Origin of the sequence: Gordonia tangerina (assembly GCF_021556435.1) — a bacterium.
GTDB classification, from domain to species: domain Bacteria; phylum Actinomycetota; class Actinomycetes; order Mycobacteriales; family Mycobacteriaceae; genus Gordonia; species Gordonia tangerina.
This window is the reverse complement of sequence record NZ_JAKGCU010000011.1, coordinates 110,777-137,071: the sequence shown is the minus strand read 5'-3', so window position 1 is coordinate 137,071 and position 26,295 is coordinate 110,777. Positions and strand designations below refer to the sequence as shown.

Here is a 26,295-nt window from a genome sequence, read left to right as displayed (position 1 = left end):
GCTAGAGATCAACGGGTTCACAACGTGACACACCCACCAGTATCGCCCGTCCACCCGACTCAACCACGGCAAACCTTCGCATCTCCGCGTCACCGGCGAAGCCGGCCCCATAGCTCGATACGCGACTCACTCCGTTCGCTGCTACTCGATCCAGGGAGTAGTTGCAAGCTGCTAGGCGAGCGACGTATCGAGACCATTCACACCTTCAGCCCGCTTCTCCCGCAAGGCAATACCGGCCATCGTCGGTGAGCTCGACCAGACCGTCGACGAGCAGTGAGTCCAGCGCGCGGTCGCGCTGCGCGGTGTCCGACGTCCACACCTGGTCGAGTCGTGGGCGTTCGACCGGATGGGCGGTGCCCCGCAAGACGTCGAGCAACAGTCCACGCACCTGGCGATCGGTGCCGGCGAACTTCTGCACCTTGCGTTTCGGTCCGGTGTGAGCCGGGCGACCGAGGCGGACCCAGGTGCAGTCGGTGAGCGGGCACTCGTCGCAGCGAGGTGTGCGTGCCGTGCACACCAGCGCACCGAGTTCCATCAGCGCCGCGGAGAACCGGGGCGCGGTGTCGGCGGGGGAGCCGTCTGCTGCGCGGGGCAGCAGAGCGTCGGCGTCGGCGAGATCGGCTCGGGCGGGGTTGCCCGGGTGTTCGCGGCCGTGCACCGCGCGGGCGATGACCCGTCGGACGTTGGTGTCCACCACCGGAACCGGTTGCCCGTAGGCGAAACAGGCGATCGCTCGAGCCGTGTAGTCGCCGATACCCGGCAACTGCAACATCGCGGCCACGTCGTCGGGCACGCGGTCGTGGTGATCGCGGGCCAGCACCGTGGCGCATTCGTGCAGACGCAGCGCCCGCCGAGGGTAGCCGAGCTTGCCCCAGGCGCGCAGCACCTCGCCCGGGGAGGCGGCGGCCATCGCCGACGGCACCGGCCAGCGCGTCACCCATTCCCGCCACGGTCCGATCACCCGGGAGACCGGGGTCTGCTGCAGCATGATCTCGCTGATCAGGATCTGCCATCCCGATAGTCCCGGCTCTCGCCAGGGCAGGTCGCGTTCGTGGAGGTCGAACCAGCCCAGCAGCGCGGGCGGTGGCACACTATTCGACATGAGCCAACTGACGCCTACCGAAGCCTGGAAGATCCTGCAAGAGGGGAACGATCGGTTCGTCGCCGGGGAGTCTCAACATCCCAAACAGGGTATCGAGGACCGCGAACGTCTCACGTCGGGGCAGCACCCGCACGTCGTCCTCTTCGGGTGCTCGGATTCACGGTTGTCTGCCGAGATCATCTTCGATCAGGGCCTCGGCGACATGTTCGTGGTCCGTACCGCGGGCCAGGTTCTCGATTCGGCCGTCATCGGTTCGCTGGAGTTCGCCGCCGCCGTCCTCGAGGTCCCGCTGATCGCGGTGCTCGGGCATGACAGTTGCGGAGCGGTGAAGGCAACTCTGAACGCGTTGGACAACCTGGAGATCCCCGGCGGCTACATCCGGGACGTCGTGGAGAAGGTGAGCCCCAGCATTCTGGCCGGCCGCAGCGAGGGACTGACCCGTGTCGACGAATTCGAGGCACGCCACGTGCTGGAGACCGGTCAGCAGCTGATGGAGCGTAGCCGGATCATCGCCGATCGTGTCGAGGACGGTCGGCTGGCGATCATCGGGTTGACCTACGAGCTCGGCGAGGGGCGTGCGCAGGTTCGCGGCGTGCTCGGTCAACTCGACGGAGTCGAGACGGTCGACGTCGCGCACGGCTGAGGTCACCGGGCGGGGCTGAACCCCAACTTTAGACTTTCCGCCGGTCAGGCCCGGTTTGCGCGACACGCCGAGCCGGGTCGGACGGTGGTTTCTCGCCTCCCGTTAGCGTGGGGGCGTGATCGAACCGAGCGGCCCGCTACCACCCGAGATCTACTGGCGACGACGCGTCGTCGCGTTCGGTGGCGCCGTCCTCGTGATCGGTCTGATCATCGGTTTGATCATCTGGGCCACCAGCAGCGGCGGCGACGAGCCCAGCAATGCGGCCGCGACGTCGTCGGCCCCGTCGTCGACGATCGCTTACTCGGCCGAATCGTCGGAGCCGTCGGAGAGTGCCGGCGTGTCCGGAGGCGGAACCGGCGGTGGTGTCGCCGGTGGTAACGCGGCCGCCGGGGCACCGAACGACGCCTCGGCGTCCGGGGCAGTGCCCACGCCCGGCGGTGAGTCGGCCACCCCCGGTCCGGTGCCGGCCTCCGGATTATGTCCGGACGCGAACATCTCCGTGGTGCTCTACACCGACAAACCCACCTATTCCCAGGGCGACCAGCCGGTGTTCACCATCGTCACGACCAACGCCGGCCTGACCGAGTGCACGCGTGACGTCGGCAAATCCGCTCAGGATGTGATCGTCCGCAACCTCGACGGCACGCGCACATTGTGGTCGGCGCGCGACTGCTCGCCGCTGCAGACCCCGAACAACGTGAGCCTCAAACCCTCCCAGCAAGTGCGCGACACCATCACCTGGTCGTTCACCACGAGCAGCCCCGGCTGTGACACGCCACGTGTGCCAGTCCCGGTCGGGGCTTACCAAGCCATCGGAAAAATCGGGGAGAAGGAGTCCGCGCCGATCACGTTCAACGTGGTCGCGCCCGCGCAGGAGCCGTGACCCCCGGTTTCGTAGTACCAACCAGCGAAAAACCGCGGGTTGGTACTACAAAACGGGTCAGGTGGTGGCTCGAGGGATGAGCTCGACCGGCAGGCGAATCGTTTCCGGTTCGCGGTCGGCGACCAGGTCGAGCAGGCGGCGAGTGGCAGTGGCGCCGATGTCATGTGCCGGTGATCGCACGGTGGTGAGTGGGACCGGCAACTGCGCGACCACCGGGATGTCGTTGTAGCCGATCAGCGCGAGATCCTCGGGAATGCGCAGACCGAGATCGCGGGCCACGCCCATCACACCGATGGCGATCGTGTCGGAGACCGCAAAAATCGCGCGGGGTCGGTCCGGGCTGTCGAGGAGTTGCCGGCCGGCGACGATGCCGCCATCGACCTCGAAACCGGATCCGACGACCCGACTGTCCGGCAGCGGCACCGATGCCGTCTCGAGGGCGGCGCGGAATCCGGCGGTTCGGTCCGATGCGGTGGTGGCGTGCGGTGGGCCCGCGATCACCGCGAGGTCGGTGTGGCCGCGGTCGAGCAGGTGGCGCGCGGCGAGATAGCCGCCGTGCCGGTCGTCGCCGCCGACGAACGGCAACGACGACCCGGCGTGGCGGGTGACCGCGAGCAGCGGAAGTCGGCCGAGCGCCAACGAATCGACGAACGGATCGCCGGGGGTGTGCAGGCCGCTGATCATCAGTCCGTCCACCTGTCGACCAACCAGCAATTCGATGGCCCGGCGTTGGGCGGCGAGCTCATCGGGCGGGCTGGACAGCAGCACCGAGTACCCGGCTTTCGACGCGGCTTCCTCGATGCCCTGGTAGGTCGTCGCGACCACACCGTCGGTCAGCCGTGTCATCACCACCCCGAGTGTGGTGGTCTTGCGGGTACGCAGGCTCGCCGCCCAGATGTTGCGCTGGTAGCCGAGTTCGTCGGCGACCTGTCGCACTCGTCGGGCCGATTCCGACCAGCCCACCGCGGGCTCCGGCTGGCGCAGCACTCGCGACGCGGTCGAGACGTGCACGCCGGCCCGTTCGGCGATTTCTTTCAGCGTTGGGACCCGATCTGCCTCGGTCACGTGCGCAGCCTCCCCTCGAACGCCGTTGACGAACCGCGTGTGTGCCCCTAGCCTAGGCCATGCAAACGTTCTCGCAAACGTTAGCGAGAACGATCTCTCATACACAAAGCGCAGTAGTCTGAGACTGTTGCCGACGCTGCCATCGGAGGTAGACCACATGTCCCGACCCCAGACTCTCGGTCAGTTGTTCGCGCTGGACTCGCTGCTCGAACCGGAGGAGATCGCGATCCGCGACACCGTGCGCAAATTCGGTGAGGAGCGCCTGCGTCCGCGCATCGCCGAGTGGTTCGAGGATGCGCAGCTGCCGGCCCGGGAGCTCGCGAAGGAACTCGGTGAGCTCGGGGCGTTGGGTATGCATCTCGATGGTTACGGTTGCCCGGGCATGAGCGCGACCGCCTATGGCCTGGCCTGCCTGGAACTCGAGGCCGTCGACTCGGGCATTCGCAGTCTGGTGTCGGTGCAGGGTTCGCTGGCGATGTTCTCGATCCATCACTGGGGTAGTGAGGAGCAGAAGCAGGAATGGCTGCCGCGGATGGCTGCGGGCGAGGCCATCGGCTGCTTCGGGCTCACCGAACCCGACTTCGGCTCCAACCCTGCCGGGATGCGCACCAACGCCAAGCGCGACGGCGACGACTGGGTGCTCAACGGCACCAAGATGTGGATCACCAACGGTTCCATCGCCGACGTCGCGGTCGTGTGGGCACAAACCGACCTCGACGACAGCCCCCGCGGCATCCGCGGATTCGTCGTCCCGACCGACACCCCGGGTTTCTCCGCGCCCGAGATCACCAAGAAGCTCTCGCTGCGCGCATCCGTGACCTCCGAGCTGGTGTTCGATGACGTCCGGTTGCCGGCTTCGGCGATGCTGCCGGAGGCCGCGGGTCTCCGCGGGCCGCTGACCTCGCTGGGCGAGGCACGGTTCGGGATCATCTTCGGCGCGATGGGGGCCGCACGTGACTGTCTCGAGGTGGCCGTCGACTACGCGCAGTCGCGCCACGTGTTCGACAAGCCGCTGGCCGGATATCAACTGACGCAGGCCAAGCTGGCCGACATGGCGCTCGAAGTGGGTAAGGGGCATATGCTGGCCTATCACCTCGGCCGGCTCAAGGACCGCGGCGAGATCACCCCTGAGCGCGTCAGTCTCGGCAAGCTCAACAACGTGCGTGAGGCGATCGCGATCGCGCGTGAATGTCGAACCATCTTGGGCGCCAACGGCATCACCCTCGAGTATCCGGTGATCCGGCACGCCAACAACCTGGAGTCGGTGCTCACCTACGAGGGCACCTCCGAGGTGCATCAACTCACCATCGGCAAGGCGCTGACCGGGGAGGGCGCATTCCGGTGACGGCCGCACTCGATGGGCTGGTCATCGCCGATTTCGGTCGAGTGCTGGCGGGGCCGTATGCCACGATGCTGCTCGCCGATCTCGGTGCCGAGGTGATCAAGGTCGAGCGGCCGGGTGCGGGCGACGACACCCGCGCCTGGGGGCCGCCCTGGGTGGGCACCGGTGATGATGTCGAGTCGTCGTACTTCCTGTCGGCCAACCGCAACAAGCAGTCCGTCGCGCTGGATCTCACCGACGACGACGGGCTCGACGCCGCCCGCGGGCTGGTGGCGCGCGCCGATGTGGTGGTGGAGAACTTCCTGCCCGGCACCATGGATCGCCTCGGCCTCGGCTACGACGCGGTGCGTGAGATCAACCCCGACATCGTCTACTGCTCGGTCACCGGCTTCGGCGGTGGCAATCAGCTTCCCGGCTACGACCTGCTCATCCAGGCCGTCGGCGGCCTGATGAGCATCACCGGCCCCGACCCGGACACACCCACCAAGGTCGGTGTCGCGATGGTCGACGTGATCACCGGACTGCATGCGGCCGTTGGCATTCTGTCTGCGCTGCGGCATCGGGATCGCACCGGTGAGGGGCAGCGGATCGAGGTCAACCTGCTGTCGTCGTTGCTGTCCGCGCTGGTGAATCAGACCTCGGCGTATGTGACCGCGGGCGTGGTGCCGCACGCGATGGGCAACCGGCATCCCAGCATCGCGCCCTATGAGGTGTTCGGCACGGCGGATCGGCCGCTGGTGCTCGCGGTCGGCAACGATCGTCAATTCGCTGCCCTCGTCGACGCGCTGGGCCGGCCGGAACTTGCTGCCGACGAGCGGTTCTCGTCGAACAAGGCGCGGGTGGCGCATCGTGAGGAGCTCGGCGAGATCCTGAACACGGCGCTCGCCGCCGACACCGCCGACGCCTGGTTCGAGCAGCTCACGAAACGGCGCGTGCCGTGCGGCCCGCTCAACGACATCGCTGACGCTCTCGCGCTCGCCGAGCGACTGGGGCTGACGCCGGTGGTCGAGATCGCGGACCCGGGCCGAGCCATGTCCGTCCGAACCGTCGCCAACCCGATCCGTCTGTCGGTCACCCCTGCGACCTACCGGTCGGCACCGCCCCGGTTGGGTGAGCACACGGTTCCGGCCGCAGAAGTCGAGGCCTGCGGGGCGCCGCCTACTCGGCGCGACTACTCGTAGCGTTCGATGCTGCTCTCGGCGAGACGGGAGAGTCCCTCGCGGATGTGGCGCGCCCAGATGCTGCCGATGCCCTCGACGGCCTGCAGGTCGGCGGCACTGGTGGCCAGCAGCGCCTGCAGGGTGCCGAAACTGCGCACCAACCGGTCTACGTGCGCGAACTGCAGACGCGAGATCCGCGCGAGCAGTCGATAGCCGCGCGGGCTCATCGTGGTGTCCTGCGCGTCGATCGTCGTCGGGTAGCCGAACGCGCCGGCCAGGAGCGTGAGGTCGAGCAGGTCGGCGTCCGACAGCTGCTCGACGGTCTCCAACGTCTGGCGCACCTCCTCGGTGCCCGCGGGTTCGGGGCTGGCGAAATAATCGCGAACCAGCAACTCGCGCATGGTGTCGTTGTCGTTGATCAGTTCCTCGAGCTGCAGGCTCACCTGGCGACCGTTGACGCCGAGCTCGAGGACGTACTCCTCGATCTCGACCGACACCCGGCGCACCATCTCCATCCGCTGCGCGGTGGACATCGCGTCACGCAGCAGCACGTAGTCCTCGATCTCGGCGCGGGACAAGCCGGCGATCACCTCATCGAGCCGCATCTTGTACCGCTCCAGGGTGGCCAGGGCTACGTTGGCGCGCGACAGGATGGGGTCGGGACTCTCGACGACCCGGCGCACTCCGCCGACGTAGACACTCACGATCGACATCGAGGCGCTCACCGAGATGACCGGATGGCCGGTCTGCACCGACGTGCGTTCGGCGGCCCGATGCCGGGTGCCGGATTCCTCGGTCGGGATCGACGGGTCGGGCACCAACTGGACGTTGGCGCGCACGATCCGTTTGCCATCGGTGGACAACACCACCGCTCCGTCCATCTTGGCGAGCTCACGCAAGCGGGTCGGGGCGAACTCCACGTCGAGGTGGAACCCGCCGTCGCAGATCCGTTCCACGTCGGAGTCATGGCCGATGACGATGAGGGCGCCGGTGCCGCCACGCAAGATGCGTTCGAGTCCGTCGCGCAGTCCGGTCCCGGGGGCGACCCGCGCCAGGGTCTCCCGGGTGAGCTCGGATGTCGCGGTCTCCGCCATGTCGGCCTTCCTACGGCTACGGGTGGGTCTGCCCACCGCGGGCAGGTGCGCTGCGACTAGGGTATCGGGACGTGAAGAGCAGTTTTGTGGTGCCTGCCGACCTCGATGCCGTCCAGCGCCATCCGAAGGCGGCGAAGGCCGGCGAGCGGATGCGGATGCACAATCCGCTTTGCTACGGCTGCGGCGAGGAGTCGGCCGAGGGCCTGCACCTGCAGATGTTCGCCGGCGAGGACTTCGAGGTGACCGCGACCATGGATGTCGCCGCACGCTTCGAGGGCGGTCCCGGGGTGATTCACGGCGGTGTGCTGTCGACGGCGTTCGACGACGTGATGGGCATGATTCCGCTGCTGATCGGGCCGTCGGCGGTCACCGTGCACCTCGAGGTCGACTATCAGCGGCCGATCCCGATCGGATCGCAGCTGCAGTTCACGGCGAAGCTGCTCGGTCGCCAGCGCCGCAAGATCTACGCCGAGGGCATCGCCCACCTCGGTGATCCGGATGAGCCCGTGGCCACCGGCCACGCAATCTTCGTCACCATCGATGTGCGCGAGCATTTCGCCGACCATCTGGCCAACAGCCGGCTCGCCGACGAGTACAAGGCTCGGATGTCGCGCCCGTAGTAGGGGCCGGACGCGCCGGGTTCAAAACGGGGCGTCGACCACGTCGCGCTTGCGCTTCGCCGCGATCGCCTGCGCCAGATTGTCCACGCGGGTTATCCGGATACCGGACGGCAGTTTCTCGTCGGTGCCGGCGGGGATGATCGCGTGGGCGAAGCCGAGTCGTTTCGCCTCGGCCACCCGGCGTGCGACGGCCGTCACCCGGCGGACCTCACCGGCCAGGCCGACCTCGCCGATCGCCACGGTGTTGTGTGGGATCGGTTGATTCTTGACGGCCGAACCGATGGCCAGCGCGATCGCGAGATCGGTGGCGGGCTCGGTGACCCGCATGCCGCCGACCGTCGACACATAGACCTCCTGATCGTCCAGCTTCACGCCGAGACGGCTCTGCAGGACCGCGATGAGCATCGCCACCCGCGCCGAGTCCACACCGGAGACTGCCCGTCGCGGCATGGCCATCGACGATTTGTTGGTCAGCGCCTGGATCTCGCCGACAAGCGCCCGTTTACCGTCCATCGCCACCATCGCCGTCGAACCGCTGACGTCGACGTCGCGTTCGTGACGAAAGATTCCGGAGGGATCGGGGACCTCATGGATGCCGTCGTCGCGCTGTTCGAAGCACCCCACTTCGTCGGCGGCGCCGAAACGGTTCTTGATGCCGCGCACCATCCGCAGCGTCGAATGGCGATCGCCCTCGAACGACAGCACGACGTCGACGAGATGCTCGAGCGACCGCGGCCCCGCCACCGCCCCGTCCTTGGTGACGTGCCCGACCAGGATCACTGCGATGCCGCGGTTCTTGGCCATCGACACCAGCGCGGTGGTGACTGCGCGGATCTGGGTGACGCCGCCGGTGACGCCGTCGGTGCCGGTGGCCACGACGGTCTGTACCGAATCCACGATCACCAGTGACGGACTCACCGCGTCGACGTGGCCGAGGATTGTCGCCAGATCGGTTTCCGCTGCGAGATAGACGTTCTCGTGGACCGCGTCGGTGCGCTCGGCGCGCATGCGCACCTGCCCCGCGGATTCCTCACCGGTCAGATAGAGCGCGGTGCGACCGCCTCGCGCCCAGTGTTTGACGCTCTCGAGCAGCAGGGTGGACTTGCCGACCCCGGGCTCACCGGCGAGCAGGATCACCGACCCGGGCACCACACCGCGGCCGAGCACCCGGTCGAGTTCACCGATCCCGGTGGCGATGGCCGCCGACGAGTCGGCATTGATCTCGGTGAGCGGGCGGGCCGGACTCGTCGGCGCGACCCCGCCGACGCCGTTGGATCGTGCCGGCACCGATGCGACCTCGTCGACGGTGCCCCACGCGCCGCAGTCCGGACACCGGCCGACCCATTTGGCGACCGTGTGTCCGCAGGCGCTGCACCGGAACGTCGACCTCGCTTTTGCCACGCGCCCACCCTAGTCGCGATGCCCGACAACACTTCCGCGCGCGCCCGCAGGCGTACACAAAACCTCACCTGCCGCCCTTTGGCTTCCGCGCAGGAGGCTGGGCAGCAGGTGAGGTTGGTGTTCTGTGTCTGGGACTCCGAGCTCAGTGCTCTTCGCCGGCGTGCTGATCGGCCGGCGGCTCGGCTTGCCGGATCTTGTCTTGGCGAACCATGTAGGTGCCGGCATCGACGGGGGTCTCGACAGTGACCTCGCCGGAGTTCTCGAAGCGGAAGGTGAGCGGCGTGGTCAGTCCGGGGGCGACGGAATCGCCGGCACCGGACAGCGTCACGGTGAGCCGTTCCTGTTCGTCGGTCGCCTCGACGTCTTCGGGCACGAGCAACCCCACCGGCTCGCCGGCACGCAGGGCCTGGCCGGCCGGGATGTCGCGATTGTCACCGGTGATGCTGACGGTGCCGCCCGCAGGGGCGTCGATGCCGAGGAGACGATCGTTCTCGATCGGGTCGATGTTGCTGATGACGAAGGAGACCTCGAAGGGTCCGCCGTTGCCGAACACCTCGTCGGACTTCTCCGTCGGGTACATGATCTGCACGTCGCGCAGTTGCAGCGAGCCGAGGGTGGCGAGGTTGCCGTTCACGGCCGGTTCCATGTTGGCGGTCTGCGAGATCTGACCCGCGCCGCAGGCGGTGGTGCCGAGGGCGAGCGCGATGCCGAAAGCGGCTACCGCCGTGGCCTTCACGGCGCGCCCACCGAAGGCGCGCCCGGTCGTCGTACGTCGAGCGGTTTTGCGAAGCACTGACACCCGTTCCTCCCAGGTCATCGAAGGCGACACGCCACTCGGCGCGAACCCTGCACTACGCAGCGTAGTGGGCGCCGGGCGCAAAAGTCCGATCGGGTGCCCGATTGGTCGGCCGAGGCCCCGGCGCGTCGGGTTGTGCACAGGCTTCCAGGACGGGTTTGTGGGGCCGATCACGGCGTGGTTTATGCAGGTCCGTACGCTCTCCAGAGGGCTGCGTAGGTGCCGCTTCAGGGCGTTGACCTGCACCGTTGGGTGTGCCCTCTCGGACGCCCGTGCTAGACTGGCTGTACTCGAAAGGGGCATGGAACATTGAACTTCAAAGTTGGCGACACCGTTGTCTACCCCCATCACGGTGCTGCTCGAGTCGAAGACATCGTGACTCGGACCATCAAGGGTGAACAGATCGAATACCTTGTTCTCAAAGTCGCCGATGGTGACATGACCGTCCAGATCCCCTCGACGAAGCTCGAATACGTCGGTGTGCGCGATGTGGTGGGTGAAGAGGGTCTCGACCAGGTCTTCCAGGTGCTTCGCGCCCCGCACACGGAGGAGCCCACCAACTGGGCCCGCCGCTTCAAGGCGAATCAGGAGAAGCTGATCTCCGGCGACATCATCAAGGTCGCCGAGATCGTCCGCGACCTGTGGCGTCGCGAACAGGATCGTGGGCTGTCCGCGGGCGAGAAGCGCATGCTGACCCGCGCTCGTCGGGTGCTGGTCGACGAACTGTCGCTGGCGCAGAACACCGACGACGCCAAGGCCACCAGCATCCTCGACGAGGTCCTGGCCGCGGCGTCCTGAGTCGCGTACGTGGCTGACTTCTCGGCTGCCGCGGTTCGTCCCCCTGATCTTCGTTCCTTCTCCGAATGCATTCGGGGGAGGATCGAAAATGAGGCGGACGAGCCATGGCTGCGCGCTCGGTGTGGCGAGGGCTCGTCGTGAGCGTCGGCGTCATCATCCCGGCCGCAGGGTCCGGAACCAGGCTTGGCGAGCCGGTACCCAAGGCCTTTGTTGAACTGGGTGCCCGGACGATCCTCGAGGTCTGCGTGGCCGGCGTGCTCGATGCGGGCGTTGCCGACACCGTCGTCGTGGTGGTCCCGGCAGAGTTGATCGACACTGCGCAGCGACTCGTGCCCGAGGCAGTCGTGGTCGCCGGGGGTGCACACCGATCCGATTCGGTCCGTGCCGGCATTGCTGCTGTGCGTACCGCCGACATCGTGCTCGTCCATGACGCCGCACGTCCTCTCACCCCGCCAGGTGTGTTCGAACGAGTAGTCGCGGCCGTTCGCGCGGGCCATCCGGCAGTGGTGCCCGGTCTGCCGGTTGCCGACACCCTCAAACGCATCGACCCTCATCCGGTGGACGGTGCCGAACGCGTGGTTGCGACTGTGGAGCGCGAGGTGCTGCGTGCGGTCCAGACGCCCCAGGGCTTCACCCGCGATGCGCTGCAACGCGCGCACGCAGACGACCTCGGTCTCGCCACCGATGACGCCGGCCTGGCCGAACGCTGCGGCATCCCGGTGCACGTCGTCGCCGGTGACCCGTTGGCCCTCAAGATCACCACCCCGTGGGATCTGCGCATCGCCCGCGACGTCGTCGCGGAGCCGAACCCCTCCGCCGGTGACGTGGGCGGCAGCGAGGAGCCGAGTCCCTCCGCTGGTGCCGTGGGCGGCGGCGAGGACCCGTGTCCTTCCGCTGGTGCCGTGGGCGGCGGCGAGGACCCGTGTCCTTCCGCTGGTGCCGTGGGCGGCGGCGGGGACCCGTATCCTTCCGCTGGTCGAGTAGGCGACGAGCGCAGCGAGGAGCCGTATCGAGACCACCCGACCCACGATCGGAGCTCCACATGAGAGTCGGCATCGGAACCGACGCCCACCAGGTCGATGCCGACTCGCCGTGTTGGATGGTCGGCCTGCATTTCCCCGACGAACCCGGATGCGCCGGCCATTCCGACGGTGACGTCGGCGCGCACGCGTTGTGCGACGCCGTGCTCTCGGCCGCCGGTATCGGTGACGTGGGCTCAGTGTTCGGTACCGGTCGGCCCGAATGGGCGGGGGTGTCCGGGGTCGCGATGCTCGAACACGTGCGGGCACTCATCGACGCCGAAGGGCTCAGCGTGGTCAACGCCGCCGTCCAGGTGATCGGTAACCGGCCGAAGATCGGACCCCGTCGCGACGAGGCGCAGCGGGTGCTCGGTGCGGCGCTTGGCGCACCGGTATCGGTGTCGGCGACCACCACCGACGGACTGGGGATGACAGGTCGCGGCGAAGGCGTGGCGGCGGTTGCGACCGCCCTGCTCGACTGACGCGATCGCCCGGGCGACCCGAACGGGGAATCTGACCAGGTAGACTCGCACGTCGTGACCTTGCGCCTGTATGACACCGCAACCCGAGAGGTGCGTGACTTCGTTCCACTGCACCCCGGCCACGCCTCGGTGTACCTGTGTGGCGCCACCGTGCAGGGCATCCCGCACATCGGTCACGTGCGCAGTGGCATCGCTTTCGACGTGCTCCGACGCTGGCTGCAGCACCAGGGCCTCGACGTGCTGTTCGTTCGCAACGTCACCGACATCGACGACAAGATCCTGCGCAAGGCCGACGACGCGGGCCGGCCGTGGTGGGAGTGGGCCGCCACACATGAACGCGCCTTCGACAACGCTTACGACGCTCTCGGCGTGCTGCCGCCGTCCGGTGAGCCTCGCGCCACCGGATTCGTCACCCAGATGGTCGAGTACATGCAGCGTCTGATCGAGCGCGGGCACGCCTACGCCGCCGACGGCAACGTGTACTTCGACGTGCAGAGCCTGCCCGACTACGGTGCGTTGTCGGGTCACCGACTCGACGACGTGCACCAGGGTGAGAGTGCGGGCACCGGCAAACGCGACCCGCGCGACTTCACCCTGTGGAAGGCGGCCAAGCCCGACGAGCCGTCGTGGCCCACCCCCTGGGGACACGGCCGGCCCGGTTGGCATCTGGAATGCTCGGCGATGGCCACGTCGCTTCTCGGCGCAGAATTCGACATCCACTGCGGTGGAATGGATCTCATCTTCCCGCACCACGAGAACGAGATCGCGCAGGCGCATGGCGCCGGCGATCCGTTCGCCCGCTACTGGCTGCACAACGGCTGGGTGACCATGGGTGGCGAGAAGATGAGCAAGTCGCTGGGCAACGTGGTGGCGATTCCCGCGATGCTCGAACGGGTGCGCGCGGTGGAACTGCGCTACTACCTGGGCAGCGCACATTACCGGTCGATGCTGGAGTACTCCGAGGGCGCGCTCACCGAGGCGGCCGCGGGTTACCGGCGGGTGGAGTCGTTCGTCAACCGGGTGTCCGCTCGCGTCGGTGCCGTCGAGGCCGGCGACGTCCCGGCCGAATTCGGTGCCGCGCTCGACGACGATCTGGGTGTCCCGGCTGCGCTCGCCGTGGTCCACAACGTGGTGCGTCAGGGCAACACCGCGCTCGAATCAGGCGACGGCGCAGGCGCATTGGCGGCCGCATCGTCGGTGCGGGCGATGATGGGCATCCTCGGGGTGGACCCGCTCGACCCCCACTGGCTCGACGAACAGACCGACGAATCGGCCGCGACCACCGCCCTCGACGTGCTGGTTCGAGCCGAACTGCAGCGGCGTGCACAGGCGCGCGCCGACAAGGACTGGGCGACCGCCGACGGCGTCCGTGACAGACTCGCCGAGGCGGGCATCGAGGTCACCGACACCCCCGACGGGGCGCAATGGTCGCTGAAGGGAACCTCCTGACATGGCCGGAAACTCCAAACGTAAAGGTGCCGTACGCAAGTCGGGGACCAAGAAGGGGCAGACCGTCGGTTCCGGCGGTCAGCGTCGACGTGGCCTGGAGGGGCGGGGCGCAACGCCGAAGGCCGTCGACCGTCCGTATCACCCGGCGCACAAGCGCGCCAAGGCCGCATCGAAATCCACCACGGGACGTCCGCGAGCCAACCGCAAGGATGATGGGCCCGAGTACGTGTTGGGCCGCAATCCCGTCCTGGAGTGTCTGCGTGCCGGCGTGCCCGCGACCGCGTTGTATCTGGCGACCAATTCCGAACCGGACGATCGGGTGGCCGAGGCTGTCAAGATCGCCGGTGACAATGCGATCACCATCCTCGAGGTCGGCAAGCCCGAACTCGACCGGATGGCATCCAACGGCATGCACCAGGGCGTCGCGCTGCAGGTGCCCGAATACAGCTACGCCCACCCGGACGATCTGATGCGCGAGGCCATCGACAGCGGCACACCGCCGTTGCTGGTGGCGCTGGACAACATCACCGATCCGCGCAACCTCGGCGCGGTGATCCGCTCGGTGGCCGCATTCGGCGGCCACGGCGTGGTGATCCCGCAGCGCCGCAGCGCCAGCGTCACCGCGGTCGCGTGGCGCACCAGTGCCGGTGCCGCGGCTCGGCTGCCGGTCGCGCAGGCGCCCAACCTGACTCGCACACTCAAGGATTGGGCCGCGTCGGGGGCGCAGCTCGTCGGACTCGACACCGAGGGTGATGTCACCCTCGACGAGTACGACGGCACCGGGCCGACGGTCATCGTGGTCGGCTCCGAGGGCAAGGGGCTGTCGCGGCTGGTCCGGGAGAACTGCGACTCGATCCTGTCCATCCCGATGGCCGGTGACGTCGAGAGCCTCAACGCCTCGGTCGCCGCCGGTGTGGTGCTCGCCGAATTCGCCCGTCAGCGTCGGCAGGCCTGACTCCGCCCACAGAACCCCGAATCTCGCCGAGAGAACCGAGAATCTCGCCGATGCATCCCGGTCGCGCGCCGACAGAACCTTGGATGTCGTCGATGGACCCGAGATCTGGTCGACGCCACCGGCTTGCCGTCAGGCTTCGGCGTTGCGCGTCGTCACTAGACTGAGCTCATGACGCGGTCGGAGATCATCATCGACCTGAACGCCGACCTCGGCGAGGGGGTCGGCGACGACGAGGCCATGATCGGCGTGGTGACCAGCGCGAACGTCGCCTGCGGATTTCATGCCGGCGATCCGCACGAACTGCTCGCGACCTGTCGGGCCGCCGCGGCGGCCGGTGTGCGCATCGGCGCGCAGGTCTCCTATCCCGACCGCGAAGGGTTCGGTCGGCGGTTCATGGACATCGAACCGGCCCGACTGACCGCCGACATCATCTATCAGATCGGTGCGCTGCAGGCGATCGCACGATCCGTCGGGGCGGATGTCGAGTACGTGAAACCGCATGGTGCGCTGTATAACTCGATCGTCGCACACGAAAATCAGGCGGATGCGGTGATCGACGCCATCGTCGAACTCGGTGTCGACCTACCGCTGATGGGGCTGCCCGGTTCGCTTTCGTTGCGCCGCGCAGAGTGCAGAGGTGTCCGGGTCATCGCGGAAGCGTTCGCCGATCGCGGCTACCGCCCGGACGGCACGCTTGTGCCCCGATCGGAGCAGGGTGCGGTGCTCACGGACACCGATGAGATCGCGCGTCGGGTGGTCTCGATGGTCGAACATCACGAGATTCGGGCCGTCGATGGAACGGTGATGCGCATCGAGGCCGAGTCGGTATGTCTGCACGGTGATACCCCGGGGGCGGTGGAGCATGCCCGGGCGGTCCGTAACGCTCTGGCCGCCGCAGGGATCGGCTTGGCGGCCCGCTGACGATTCTGTTGGTGCCAGATTAGGTTCTGTCGGCGAGATTCTGGGTTCTGTCGGCGGGTGGCGCGGAACCCGGCGTGACGGGGGTCACTCGACGGTGGACCATGCTGCATTATCTTGGGCTATATGACAGCGATCGATAGTAGGGTTACCACGGCCGATGGCATCGTCGAGGGGGTCCGGGGCAAGCGCACCCGGCGCGGCACCATCAGCTGGAAGGGCATCCCGTTCGCGGCACCGCCGGTGGCCGGGCTGCGGTTCCGCGACCCCCAGCCGGTGCATCCGTGGCCGGGAGTGCGCGATTGCACCCGATTCGGCAAGGCGGCCATCCAGGAGAAGATGTACACCGCGGTCGGCCCCGGCCGTTACCAGCCGATGGGCGAGGACTGCCTGACGCTCAACGTGTTCGCCCCGGAGAAGCCGTCGTCGCGGCCTCGGCCGGTGATGGTCTTCGTCCACGGCGGCGCCTACATCCTGGGTACTGCGGCCACCCCGCTCTACGAGGGCTCATTGCTCGCGCGTGCCGAGGACGTGATCGTAGTGACGGTGCAATACCGTTTCGGCCCGTTCGGTTACCTCGATTTCAGCGCCTACAGCACCGACGAGCGCCCGTTCGACTCGAATCTGGGCCTCAAAGACCAGGTCGCGGCTCTGCAATGGGTTCAGCGCAACATCGCCGCCTTCGGTGGTGACCCCGACAACGTCACCGTCTTCGGCGAGAGTGCGGGAGCGTCGGCGGTGCTTTCGCTGATGTGCGCACCGGCGGCGAAGGGACTGTTCGCCCGGGCCATCTCACAGAGCCCGGCGCCCGACCTCACCATCGGCGCCGACGCCGCCCGCGCCTACGCCGACGAGTTCGTGCGTATTCTGCGTGACCCGGATCGTCGCGCCACGCAGCTCGATGACGGGGTCGAGCCGATCTCTGCCGACGAGGTGCAGAACGTGCTCGCCCGCGCCTCCGCTCGCGACATCCTGCGCGCAGGCGATCGACTGATGAAGTTCGCGCAGGTGGCCGGCCTCGGAGACCCGATCCCGTTCGGGCCGGTGATCGACGGCGAGTACCTGCCCGCACTGCCGCTGCAGATGGCCGCGGCCGGGAAAACTCATCCGGTGCCGCTGATCATCGGCAGCAACCGCGACGAGGGGCTGTTGTTCAGCAAACTCTGGAACGTCCTGCCCGATGCCGAGAAGGCCTTGGTGCGTGTCGACGACGAGCAGTCGCGCAGAGAGATCAGCGCGCTGTACAACGGTGGCGACAGCGACCTGATCCGGTTGTCGGCGGATTCGGTGTTCTGGGCGCCGATGGTGGCCTTCGCGGAGGGTCACGCCGCGGTGGCCCCGACCTACGTGTACCGCTACGACTTCCGCAGCCGGATGCTGAAGGCCACCGGCATGGGTGCCACCCACGCCACCGAATTGTTCGCGGTGTTCGGGGCCTTTCGGTCGGCGATCGGTGCCGGTCTCGCGGTGGGCGACTGGCGCTCGACGGGCCGGATGATCCGGTCGGTGCAGGCCCGGTGGGGCGCATTCGCAACGGCGGGTGTGCCCGGGCTGGGCTGGCCCACCTACGATCCGGCCACGCGTAAGGTACTGGTCATCGACAACCCGGATCGTGTGGAAACCGATCCGGACGGGGCGCGCCGTGTGGCCTGGCGCAAGGTGCATGTACCGGCCTGATGTGCCCTTCGGTCAGCGGTAGGGCACCCAATGGTGGGGTGGGTCGGCGGCCAAGAAGGACACCACCAGCGGATTGAAGAGTTCCGGTGCCTCGACCGGCAGGATGTGGGTGCCCGGCAGCACGGCCAGCCGGCCCTTGGGCAGTGCCCGGACCATGTCCAGCACGTGGTCGAGGAGGCCGACGCCGTGATCGGGCGCCACCACCAGCGTTGAAGCAGCGACCCCGGCAAGCACTGACAGGTCGAAGTCGGGTTCGTGTTCCAGCATGGCGAACGTCTTGTCGTAAACGACGCCGAAGTGCTCCGGCCCGTCCGGGGTCACCGCGACATAACCGTCGCGCAGGAACTCCACCGTCGCCGGATGGCGGGACCGGATCAGGTCCAGGAACTCGGCCGCATCGTGGCCGGTCTGGTTGATGTAAGTCGATGTCGCCACCACACGGCTCACCAGGTCCGGCCGGCTGCGAGCGACGAGCAGCGCGATCACGGCCCCGTCGCTCCAGCCGACGAGGTGCGCCGGCGCGCCCACCGCCCGCTCGAGGTAGCCGATCGTCTCGGCGACCATGTCGTCGAGTGTGAACGGCCCGTCATGGTCGGGCGAATGCCCGTGCCCGCTGCGTTCGGGAGCGAAAATGGACAAGCCGGCGCGGATGAAGTCGCTGAACTGTGCGCCCCAGGTGGACGCCGACCCGAACGCGCCATGCAGCAACACCACCGGCGGCCCGGACGGGTCGCCGCCACAGAAATGCCAGATCCGTCGTCCGCCGACGTCTATGTAGACGCCGCCGTCGACCCGATCACCGATGGTCACGCTCGACACTCCCGCCATCGTTCCAGAATCCGTGGAGCCGTTGGGAAACGGTTGCGACTCGAATGCGCAACGGGAGCCGACTCCCAGCGGAACCGACGTGACGCGGGACCCCGGCATCCCGTCCGTGTCGTTGTCCGGCCGGTGACCGCGGTTTCGGATACCTTTCCAGGTGGAGTTCGTTGGGCTTGGTCTGTCGAGAGCACGCAGTGGGTGGGGGCCTTGGCGTGCGCAGGGAAGGGTTCGATGTACGTTCGCCAGGGGTATGGCCGTCGCGTGCAGGCGATGTCGGTTCTCATCGCGATGTTGGGCATGGTCGCCGCTTCCGTCGGCCTCGCGGGTGCGGCCTCGGCGGCGCCCGGCGATCCGCCACCACCGATGAGTCTGCGTGACCTCGGATCGTCGACGACCCTCGCGTTCGAGGGTCAGCAGGGTGAGATCAGCTTGAGTCTGCCCGTCACACCTGATCTCACACCGTCGGTTCTGCGTGCCGAAACCCAGGTGCCGGCCTTCGTTACCGGCGGCAGTATCGATGTCCTGCAAGGGGAGCGACTGATCTCGCGCACCCCACTCACCGCCGGTGTGGGTGCGCCGATCTCGCTGTCGCTGCGCGGTGTTCGGGTCGATCAGAATGCCGTTGACCTGACGCTGCGCGCCTACCTGCGCGTCGAGGGGTTCTGCCAGTTCGACCCCGAGAACGCGTTGCGACTGACCAACACGGAGGTGGTCTACACCGGGCGTGAGGCCATTCCGCAGACCGTCGCCGGGTTCCTGCCGCCGACCCTGCGCGGGCTCACCATCTATGTTCCCGACGATGTCCGCGAGGCGGAGGGGGCGGCGGCGGTCAATCTGGCGTCGGCCGTGGTGTCGCAGTACGCTCCCGCGCCGGTCCGCATCGAGACGGTGCCGTTGTCGCGCGGTTCGATGGTGCCGCCGACGGCGGCCGGACCGCTCGAGCGGCAGATCGTCATCAACGGCGACGCCGACCCCGGACTTGCGATCGAGACCTCCCGGGGGTCGTCCTACCTGGTCATCGGCGGGTCCGATGAGGATCTGCTCACCCAGACCCAGTTCCTCACCTCCAACCTCGCGCCGATCGCGCTGAGCTCGTCGGCGGTCGCCGGCGCGCTGCACAACGCGCCCCAACTGCCGGCGTCGGTGCAGACGCTGAGCGACCTCGGCGTGCCCGATCAGTCGATCACGTCCGCGGCTTGGCCGCGGGTCACCTTCGGCATCGACCAGACCCGACTGGGCTGGTCGGCCACCGGGGTACGAGTGCAGTTGATCGGTTCGTACAGCCCTGGACCGTCCAACTCCGGCAACGGGGCCATCGCCGTCCGGGTCGGTGACCGGGTGATCACGACCATCCCGACCGACGGCTCGGGCACCTATAACACCTGGGTCGACATCCCCGATGACGTGTTGCGGCGCTACACCGAGGTGTCGCTGACGCTGGAGCGGGGCAATCTGGGCGAGACCTGTGGCAGCGGTTACCGGAACACGCTCAGTATGTCGTCGGCCGGTGAGATCACTTCCGAGGAGGCCGACCCGCCGCAGCCCGCAGGTTTCGGCTCGCTGCCGCAGGCGCTGATGCCGCGCACCCAGCTCGCGTGGACCAACGGTGACGCGGCCGACGTGGGCCGTGCCGTCGCGATCGTCGCCGGACTCCAGTCGATGTCGGCGGTGCCGCTGGGTATCGATGTGGTCTCGATGGACACCGCGGCGTCGTCGGGCCAACCGGCCATCCTGATTTCCGCCGACGGCGAGGGGCTGCCGGAGATGACCCTGCCGTTGACCTCGGACGGACGTACCCTCACCGTCACGTCGGCAGGGGAGTCGGGGCAGGCGTCGACCGTGACGCTGAATCCCGGGATCGAGTTCGGGGCGTTGGAGGTGACCCGGCAGGGCGGGCGCAGCCTGCTGGTGGCGACGTCCACCGACGACGAACGTGATCTCGACGCGCTTCTGCAATGGCTGTCCACCGATGACCGGTGGCCGGCGCTCGATGGAGATGCCGTGCTGCAGGTCAGCGGTCAGGATCCGGTGTCCGTCGCATCCGACGAGGTCAATGCGCCGGACACCGATTCCGAACAGATCGGACCGTGGGTCATCGGCGTCGCGTTGCTCGCCGCTGTGGTGCTTGCCGGAGCGGTGATCTTCGGCACCCTGGTCATCCGGAGACGACGCGGGCGTCCGGAGTCGTCGTGACCACCACGGCGCCGGTCCCCGCACCGGCGGCACCGCAATTGGGTCTGCGTGAGCGCATCTCGCAGGACGTGACATGGATCCTGGGTCTACGGTGGGCGCTGGTGGTGGCCGCGACGGTAATCGCGTTCTGGAACACGCTCGGTGCCGTCGTCACCGAGATGGGCTCGCAGACGATCATCACCTATCTGCCGGCCGTGATGGTGCTGGTGCTCATCGCCGCGACCGGTGTGTCTTGGCGCCGCGGCGAGGAACGGCCGATCCACGACCGGCAGACCGATGTGATCGCCGGTGTGGTGCTGCTGTTCATCGCGATGACCGTCAAGTTCCTCAACTTGCGTTACACCGACGCCTACCTGGTGAGTCACGTCGATCTGTTGGCGCTGTGGGTTTTTGCGCTGGGCAGTTGCGCTCTGGTGTTCGGACTGCGACCGGTGGCCCGCTACCGCTGGGTGTGGTTCCTGCTGTTGATGATCTTCCCGGTGCCGTACCGGATGGAGGTGCTGGTGATGCGCGGCGGTCCGGTCGCCGCAGGCGTCGTGATGGTCGCCTTCGCCGCGGCGGCGACCTGGGTGGCCTCCGCTCGCACCTGGCGGCGTGGACTGGTCGGGGCTTCGATTGCCGCGGTCGCCGGCACCATGGCGCTGTTCGTGGTGCGCATGGTCTTCCCGGATGTCCGCCTGTGGGTCTACCAGACCGTGCCCGCCGTGGCGGCTGCGCTGGCAGCCTGCGCCGTGCTGTACGTGGACCGTCGCCGGGTGTCGCATGTCGCGTGGAGCCCGCTGGGGCGCGAGAAGTATCGCCCCGCCGTGAAGAAGGTCGGTCGGCCCGGGATGCTGCTCGCCGCGGTGGCGATCGCGATGGCGTTCATCCCGATCCCGACCTTCGGCGACATCCCCAATCCGCGGATCGACGGCCTCGACACCCGCCCGCCGATGCTGGTGCCGTCCGGTTGGGTGGCCGGGCAGGTCCGGCAGTACGAGTGGGTGTCGCGGATGTACGGCCGCAGCGCGGTGATGACCGGTCAGGATCTGTATCAGTCAAAGGGGAGTCTCGAGTTCGACAAGTTCGCCCGGCCCCGCAAGGTCGTGGTGAACACCATCGAGAGCTCGCGACCGATCACCTTCGAGGTGTACCCCATCTTCTTCGTCTACGACCTCGTCGGCGACCGGTTCAGTGAAGCGCAGGAGGTGCCGCTGCCGCACGGGGTGGTGGGGCATCTGCAAACCGTGGTCGACGACACCAGCTATCTCACCTTCAACCGCATGACGTGGGAGTGGAACAACGGCACCACCACGCAGCGGGTCACCATCGTCTCGGTCGACAATCACGAACCCGACGCGCAGTTCCCGTCGCCGCAGCCGACGGTGGTCCGCAACCTCAACACGTTCATCACCGTCCTGTTCCGCGGCAACTCGGTGGTCACCGACCTCGAACCACAGTTCAAGGACAGGGATCTGCTGATCGACTGCGCCACCGATCTCATCAACGCGCAGGTCGACGCGATCGGGACGACGACATGACACCGCGGGATGGCCGAAGCGTGGCCGAACTCCTCGACGATGCCGACTACCGGGAGGCCGCGCTCTACGACGCCGTCGAGCGGCTGCGTGACATCGATCCGCAGATGTCGGCGTCGGTGCCGTTCAGTCGCGGCCAGAAGATCGGCGGCATCGGCGCGCTGGTGGTCGTCGTGGTCCTGCTCGTGCTGTTCCCGGTGCATACCGCGGCCGGGTTGATCTCCGTCGCGACCGTCGTCTACGTCCTGTCGCTGCTGGATCGGTTGGTGATCTTCCGACGTGGACTGGTCAACGGCGCCATCCGGATCAGCGACGAGCAGGCACGGGCAATCCCCGACGACGAACTGCCGCGGTACACCGTGCTGGTGCCCGCCTACGGCGAACCCGAGGTGGTCGGCGACCTCATCGCGGCCATGGAATCGCTGGTGTACCCCCACGAGAAACTGCAGGTTCTGCTGCTCTTGGAGGCCGACGACGAGCCGACGATCACCGCGGCTCGCGATGTGGGCGACAACGACCTGGTGACCGTGGTGCTGGTCCCGCCCGCGGACCCGCGCACCAAGCCGAAGGCCTGTAACTACGGTCTGCACTTCGCCACCGGCGACATCGTCACCATCTTCGACGCCGAAGACCTGCCCGACCCGCTGCAGCCGCGGCGTGCGGTGGCTGCTTTCCGGCAAGAGGACGACCGGGTGGTGTGCGTTCAGTGCGCGCTGAACTTCCACAATCCGCGCGACAATGTCCTCACCGAGTGGTTCACCGCCGACTACGGCATCTGGTTCGGCTACCTCCTGCCCGGCCTGATGGTCAGTCGCGCACCGATACCGTTGGGCGGCACGTCGAATCACTTCCGGCGTGACGTGCTCGACGACATCGGCGCCTGGGACCCGTTCAACGTGACCGAGGATGCCGACCTCGGCGTCCGGATCTCTGGAAACGGTTACCGCACCGCGGTTCTCGACTCGATCACGCTGGAAGAAGCCAACGTCGACGCGATCAACTGGGTGCGGCAACGGTCGCGTTGGTACAAGGGCTACATGCAGACGTGGCTGGTGCATATGCGCCGCCCGATCGCGTTGTGGCACATCCTGGGTCCGGTGGCGTGGTACCGATTCACACTGCTGATCGCCGGCACCCCGGTCATCGCGTGTATGAACATGATCTTCTGGCTGATCATGGTGGTGTGGATCGCGGGACAGCCGCCGGTGTTCGCCGACCTGTTCCCGGGGCCGATCTACTACCTGTCGCTCATCTCGTTGATCTTCGGTAACGGTGCGGCAATCTACATGAATCTCGTTGCGCTGCGGGAGGATGGGCGCAGCGCACTGGTGTGGTCGGGTCTGATGGTGCCCGCGTATTGGGTCCTGATGAGTATCGCGGCAATCAAGGGCATGTGGCAGATGTTGTTCAACCCGTCGTACTGGGAGAAGACCTTCCACGGATTGTCGACGGGTGCCGACGACAAGAAGGCCGACGAGCCCGCCGCCCCGAGCACCGAGCAGGCGACGTGACGGCCCGTCGGCAGGCCATCGGCCTGTTCCTGGTGATCTGGCTGCTCTACCTGGTGATCGGGGTGTGGTTGGCCGCCGATGTGCGGTGGTATTTCGGTGACTCGCTGTCGCGGGTGCAGTCGGCGCAGAGTGTGCTGTTCAGCCGCGACCCCCACCTGTCGGCGATCGGCTTCATCTTCACCCCGCTCACCGTGATCGTGCAGTTGCCGTTGACGGCGCTGACCCCGATCTTCCCGGCGATCACCACCTCGGCGCTGTCGGCGGCGGTGATGTCGTCGGTGTTCATGGCCGGCTCGGTGGTGCAGATCGCCGGTATCGCACGCGACCGCGGGGTGGCGCCGTGGATCACGATCGCGGTCACCGCGAGCTACGCACTCAATCCGATGATCGTGCTGTACGCCGCGAACGGGATGAGTGAGGCCCCGTATCTGTTCTTCCTGACGTGGTGCGGCCGACGTCTCATTCGCTGGATCGACACCGACGACGTGCACGATCTGGTCGCCGCGGGGATCGCCTTGGGATTCGCCTACCTCACCCGCTACGACGGCGCCGCCGCCGCGCTGGGCGCGGGCGCGGTGGTCGCGCTGGTGACCTTCCGTCGCAGCGACAAGACCGATCGGGTGATGCGGGTGATCCTCGATGTCGCGATCGTCGCGTTGCCGGCATTCGTCGCCTTCGTCGGCTGGGCGTTCACGAGTTGGTTGATCACTGGCGATCTGTTCGCGCAGTTGTCCTCGGCCTATGGCAACGCGGCCATCATCGAACAATCCGGGGGCAGCGGGTCGTCCACCCCGTGGCAGGCGCTGCGGTTCTCGACGACCGAACTGCTGATCCTGGCACCACTGTTCCCGTTGTTGTTGGCGGTGGTCGCGATCGTGCGATATCGGCGTCAGCGGTTCTACCCGTTGCTGGTGCCGTTGGTCATCATCGGACTGGTCCTGGGTTTCCAGGTGTACAGCTACTCGCAAGGCTCGACGTTTGCGTTCCTGCGTTTCTACCTGACGGTCGTCCCGTTGGCGGCGGTGGTGGCGCTGCTCTCAGTTCCCGCCCGCCGCGCGAACCCCACCCGGCGTCCGGGCGCCCATGCGAGCGCGCCGCGGATCGTGGTGCGGCGCGGCGCCGGCTACCTGGCGTTGGGGATGTGCGCGGTCATCACAATGGCGATCGCGGTACCGAGCACCGCGGTGGGTATGGGGTCGCCGACATATGCGCCGCAGGAGTTCGCGGTCTATTCGCTGGGCGCCCACGAGGATTCGGTGAACCAGGAAGTCCTTGACGGACAGCGGGTGATCCGGTCGTTTCAGACCGAACGGTCCATCGCGCAGTACCTCGATGACTTGGACCTGCCCGACGGCAGCGTGCTGTGTGACACCGTGTACGGCTTCGCGGTCGTCGCCCAGTCGCAGAAGCCGAAGCAGTTCGTCATCCCGTCGGATCAGGATTTCACCGAGATCGTCAACGATCCGGCCGCGCACGGGGTGCGATACATGCTGTCGGTACCGCGAAGTGGACGAGGGGAATCCGACGCCCTCAACGTCCGCTTCCCGACGCTCTACGAGAACGGTGCGCAGGTGGGGGTGCTGGTCCTGGAGGCCCGCAACGTCGGCGCGGATCTGCCCGACTGGCGGATCTATCGGGTGACCGGTTCCGGCACGTTGACTAGCAACGGAGTCAGCTGACGGTGTCGGCGATGACCTGCCACGCCGGGTCGCTCGGCCCGATGTCGTAGGTGCACTCGCGCGTTCGGGGATCCGGGACGAACGCCCACAGCAACGCGCCCGCAGTGCCGGCGTCGCGCTGTTGGCCGATCTTGGTGCGCAACCCGCGTGCACGTTCGGCAGGGTCGAGGCAGGACCCGGCGTTCACGCCGATCTCGTTGACCATGATCGGTTTACCGGCCTCGCTGGCCTGTCGGATGCGGGTGGGCAGGTCACTGCCGGACGGCCCGTAGTCGGTGAGATTGCCGCCGTAGTCGTGGAAGTCGAGCACATCGAGCCGCTCGGACCCAGCCACCTGCAGATAGTCCGAGCCCTCGAGCCCGCACTGATCGCCGCCGACGAACCCGGCGAAGATCGGCCGGTTCGGATCGAGTGAGCGCAGCAGTCCGCCCGCGTCGTCGAAGAACGAGCGCAAGATCTCATCGCCGCCGGGCGGACATTCGCGGACCTGCCAGTCGCAGCCCTGGGCGCCGCACACACTTGCTTCGGGTTCGCCCACGAGTTCCCAGCCGGCGATGGTGGGCCGATCCTTCCAGCGAGTCACGGCGGCGCGAACCCAATCGGCAAAGGTCATGCCGCCCAAAGATTTCTGGGTCCGCCAGCCGGCGTCGTACCACGATCGCTGCTTGAACTGGTCGTCCTCGCACTGGCCGGTGCCGCCGGCGAGGACGGGCAACACCATCTGCCGGTGGCGGGTGGCCGCATCGAAGACGGCGTCGAGCGGACCGAAGTCGATCAGCCCACTGTTCTTGTCGACGACGAACATCGAGAACAGATTGAACCGGGTGAGCGCATGTGCGGGCAGCTTCGCGAAATAGGCGTCGAGATCGACCTCGGCGCCACAACCCTCGTTGATAGACCAGTCGGTGCCGAGTTGGTAGGCGTTGAACCCGGTGGGCCACCAGGGCTGGTTGTCGAGCCGCAGTCCGGTGTCGGTGACGGTGACCCGGGTGCTGAAGTCCTCGGTGACGATCGGGCTCGTCAGCGGGCGACGATCACCGATGGAGCAGGCGGTGAGGCCGAGAGCCACCACAACGAGCAGGCACACCAGTGCGGCCGATCGTGGACGTCTCACCTTCGCAGGCTACCCGTCGCCGGGCGCGACAGGTGGCTGCCAGCACCGGCTCGAC

Annotated in this window: 22 protein-coding genes and 1 pseudogene; 16 read left to right on the top strand and 7 right to left on the bottom strand. The window is 67.5% G+C overall.

Features of this window, described 5'->3' with window-relative positions; all coding sequences use genetic code 11:
• Nucleotides 1–205: 205 nt before the first annotated feature.
• Nucleotides 206–1,102: an iron-sulfur binding domain-containing protein gene (locus L1892_RS13720; RefSeq protein WP_235724157.1), complete on the bottom strand. Its 897-nt coding sequence runs from the start codon at nt 1,100–1,102 to the stop codon at nt 206–208.
• Between L1892_RS13720 and L1892_RS13715 the strand changes: the two genes are divergently transcribed.
• Both L1892_RS13715 and L1892_RS13710 read left to right on the top strand, forming a co-directional pair.
• Nucleotides 1,101–1,745, top strand: a complete 645-nt coding sequence (locus tag L1892_RS13715; protein ID WP_235724156.1) for a carbonic anhydrase — start codon at nt 1,101–1,103, stop codon at nt 1,743–1,745. The genes L1892_RS13720 and L1892_RS13715 overlap by 2 nt on opposite strands.
• A gap of 115 nt (nt 1,746–1,860) precedes the next feature.
• The gene (locus L1892_RS13710; protein ID WP_235724155.1) at nt 1,861–2,628 is read left to right on the top strand and encodes a hypothetical protein; all 768 of its coding nucleotides are present in this window, start codon (nt 1,861–1,863) and stop codon (nt 2,626–2,628) included.
• A gap of 57 nt (nt 2,629–2,685) precedes the next feature.
• Here the strand turns inward: L1892_RS13710 and L1892_RS13705 are convergent, their stop codons facing one another.
• A complete protein-coding gene (locus tag L1892_RS13705) occupies nt 2,686–3,693 on the bottom strand; it encodes a LacI family DNA-binding transcriptional regulator (RefSeq protein WP_235724154.1) in 1,008 nt (335 codons plus the stop codon).
• A 157-nt stretch (nt 3,694–3,850) separates the two neighbouring features.
• On the opposite strand from L1892_RS13705, the gene L1892_RS13700 reads away from it, so the two are divergent.
• On the top strand, nt 3,851–5,038 hold the full coding sequence (locus tag L1892_RS13700) for an acyl-CoA dehydrogenase family protein (RefSeq protein ID WP_235724153.1): 1,188 nt from the start codon (nt 3,851–3,853) through the stop codon (nt 5,036–5,038).
• On the top strand, nt 5,035–6,216 hold the full coding sequence (locus tag L1892_RS13695) for a CaiB/BaiF CoA transferase family protein (RefSeq protein ID WP_235724152.1): 1,182 nt from the start codon (nt 5,035–5,037) through the stop codon (nt 6,214–6,216). Before L1892_RS13700 ends, L1892_RS13695 begins: the two co-directional genes overlap by 4 nt.
• Here L1892_RS13695 and disA read toward each other — a convergent pair.
• Nucleotides 6,207–7,289, bottom strand: a complete 1,083-nt coding sequence (disA, locus tag L1892_RS13690; RefSeq protein WP_235724151.1) for a DNA integrity scanning diadenylate cyclase DisA — start codon at nt 7,287–7,289, stop codon at nt 6,207–6,209. The two genes, L1892_RS13695 and disA, sit on opposite strands and share 10 nt — an antisense overlap.
• 71 nt (nt 7,290–7,360) lie before the next feature.
• Between disA and L1892_RS13685 the strand changes: the two genes are divergently transcribed.
• The gene (locus L1892_RS13685) at nt 7,361–7,909 is read left to right on the top strand and encodes a PaaI family thioesterase (RefSeq protein ID WP_235724150.1); all 549 of its coding nucleotides are present in this window, start codon (nt 7,361–7,363) and stop codon (nt 7,907–7,909) included.
• 21 nt (nt 7,910–7,930) lie between these two features.
• Here the strand turns inward: L1892_RS13685 and radA are convergent, their stop codons facing one another.
• Nucleotides 7,931–9,310 carry a DNA repair protein RadA gene (gene radA, locus L1892_RS13680; protein ID WP_235724149.1) on the bottom strand — a complete coding sequence of 460 codons (1,380 nt, stop codon included), beginning with the start codon at nt 9,308–9,310 and terminating at the stop codon, nt 7,931–7,933.
• Nucleotides 9,311–9,452: 142 nt separating this feature from the next.
• The gene (locus L1892_RS13675) at nt 9,453–10,109 is read right to left on the bottom strand and encodes a copper chaperone PCu(A)C domain-containing protein (protein WP_235724148.1); all 657 of its coding nucleotides are present in this window, start codon (nt 10,107–10,109) and stop codon (nt 9,453–9,455) included.
• 306 nt (nt 10,110–10,415) lie between these two features.
• Between L1892_RS13675 and L1892_RS13670 the strand changes: the two genes are divergently transcribed.
• From L1892_RS13670 to L1892_RS13640, 7 genes and pseudogenes are all read left to right on the top strand, one after another.
• Nucleotides 10,416–10,904: a CarD family transcriptional regulator gene (locus tag L1892_RS13670; RefSeq protein ID WP_160900148.1), complete on the top strand. Its 489-nt coding sequence runs from the start codon at nt 10,416–10,418 to the stop codon at nt 10,902–10,904.
• A 104-nt stretch (nt 10,905–11,008) separates the two neighbouring features.
• Nucleotides 11,009–11,707 (top strand): annotated as a pseudogene (gene ispD, locus L1892_RS13665) (2-C-methyl-D-erythritol 4-phosphate cytidylyltransferase); the annotation flags it as partial.
• 239 nt (nt 11,708–11,946) lie between these two features.
• Entirely contained in the window at nt 11,947–12,405 is a 459-nt protein-coding gene (gene ispF, locus L1892_RS13660; protein ID WP_235724147.1) for a 2-C-methyl-D-erythritol 2,4-cyclodiphosphate synthase, read from the top strand.
• Between the two features lie 54 nt (nt 12,406–12,459).
• Nucleotides 12,460–13,854 carry a cysteine--tRNA ligase gene (gene cysS / locus L1892_RS13655; protein WP_235724146.1) on the top strand — a complete coding sequence of 465 codons (1,395 nt, stop codon included), beginning with the start codon at nt 12,460–12,462 and terminating at the stop codon, nt 13,852–13,854.
• A gap of 1 nt (nt 13,855) precedes the next feature.
• On the top strand, nt 13,856–14,809 hold the full coding sequence (rlmB, locus tag L1892_RS13650) for a 23S rRNA (guanosine(2251)-2'-O)-methyltransferase RlmB (protein ID WP_235724145.1): 954 nt from the start codon (nt 13,856–13,858) through the stop codon (nt 14,807–14,809).
• A gap of 168 nt (nt 14,810–14,977) precedes the next feature.
• On the top strand, nt 14,978–15,730 hold the full coding sequence (locus tag L1892_RS13645; protein ID WP_235724144.1) for a 5-oxoprolinase subunit PxpA: 753 nt from the start codon (nt 14,978–14,980) through the stop codon (nt 15,728–15,730).
• A 123-nt stretch (nt 15,731–15,853) separates the two neighbouring features.
• Entirely contained in the window at nt 15,854–17,404 is a 1,551-nt protein-coding gene (locus tag L1892_RS13640; protein WP_235724143.1) for a carboxylesterase/lipase family protein, read from the top strand.
• Between the two features lie 12 nt (nt 17,405–17,416).
• Here the strand turns inward: L1892_RS13640 and L1892_RS13635 are convergent, their stop codons facing one another.
• Nucleotides 17,417–18,223, bottom strand: coding sequence for an alpha/beta fold hydrolase (locus L1892_RS13635; RefSeq protein WP_287016881.1), 807 nt, complete (start codon nt 18,221–18,223; stop codon nt 17,417–17,419).
• A 234-nt stretch (nt 18,224–18,457) separates the two neighbouring features.
• Here L1892_RS13635 and L1892_RS13630 point away from each other — a divergent pair, with 234 nt between their 5' ends.
• Genes L1892_RS13630 through L1892_RS13615 form a run of 4 tightly spaced genes read left to right on the top strand, consistent with a single transcriptional unit; the run spans nt 18,458 to nt 25,126 of the window.
• Nucleotides 18,458–20,419 (top strand): hypothetical protein, encoded by a 1,962-nt coding sequence (locus tag L1892_RS13630; protein WP_235724141.1) that lies wholly within the window; start codon nt 18,458–18,460, stop codon nt 20,417–20,419.
• Nucleotides 20,416–21,939, top strand: a complete 1,524-nt coding sequence (locus L1892_RS13625) for a hypothetical protein (RefSeq protein WP_235724140.1) — start codon at nt 20,416–20,418, stop codon at nt 21,937–21,939. Before L1892_RS13630 ends, L1892_RS13625 begins: the two co-directional genes overlap by 4 nt.
• Complete coding sequence (locus L1892_RS13620; protein WP_235724139.1) at nt 21,936–23,447, top strand: glycosyltransferase; 1,512 nt, start codon at nt 21,936–21,938, stop codon at nt 23,445–23,447. The genes L1892_RS13625 and L1892_RS13620 overlap by 4 nt, the downstream gene beginning before the upstream one ends.
• Entirely contained in the window at nt 23,444–25,126 is a 1,683-nt protein-coding gene (locus L1892_RS13615; RefSeq protein WP_235724138.1) for a glycosyltransferase family protein, read from the top strand. The genes L1892_RS13620 and L1892_RS13615 overlap by 4 nt, the downstream gene beginning before the upstream one ends.
• Here L1892_RS13615 and L1892_RS13610 read toward each other — a convergent pair.
• Nucleotides 25,119–26,240, bottom strand: coding sequence for a glycoside hydrolase 5 family protein (locus L1892_RS13610; protein WP_235724137.1), 1,122 nt, complete (start codon nt 26,238–26,240; stop codon nt 25,119–25,121). The two genes, L1892_RS13615 and L1892_RS13610, sit on opposite strands and share 8 nt — an antisense overlap.
• Nucleotides 26,241–26,295 lie beyond the last annotated feature (55 nt).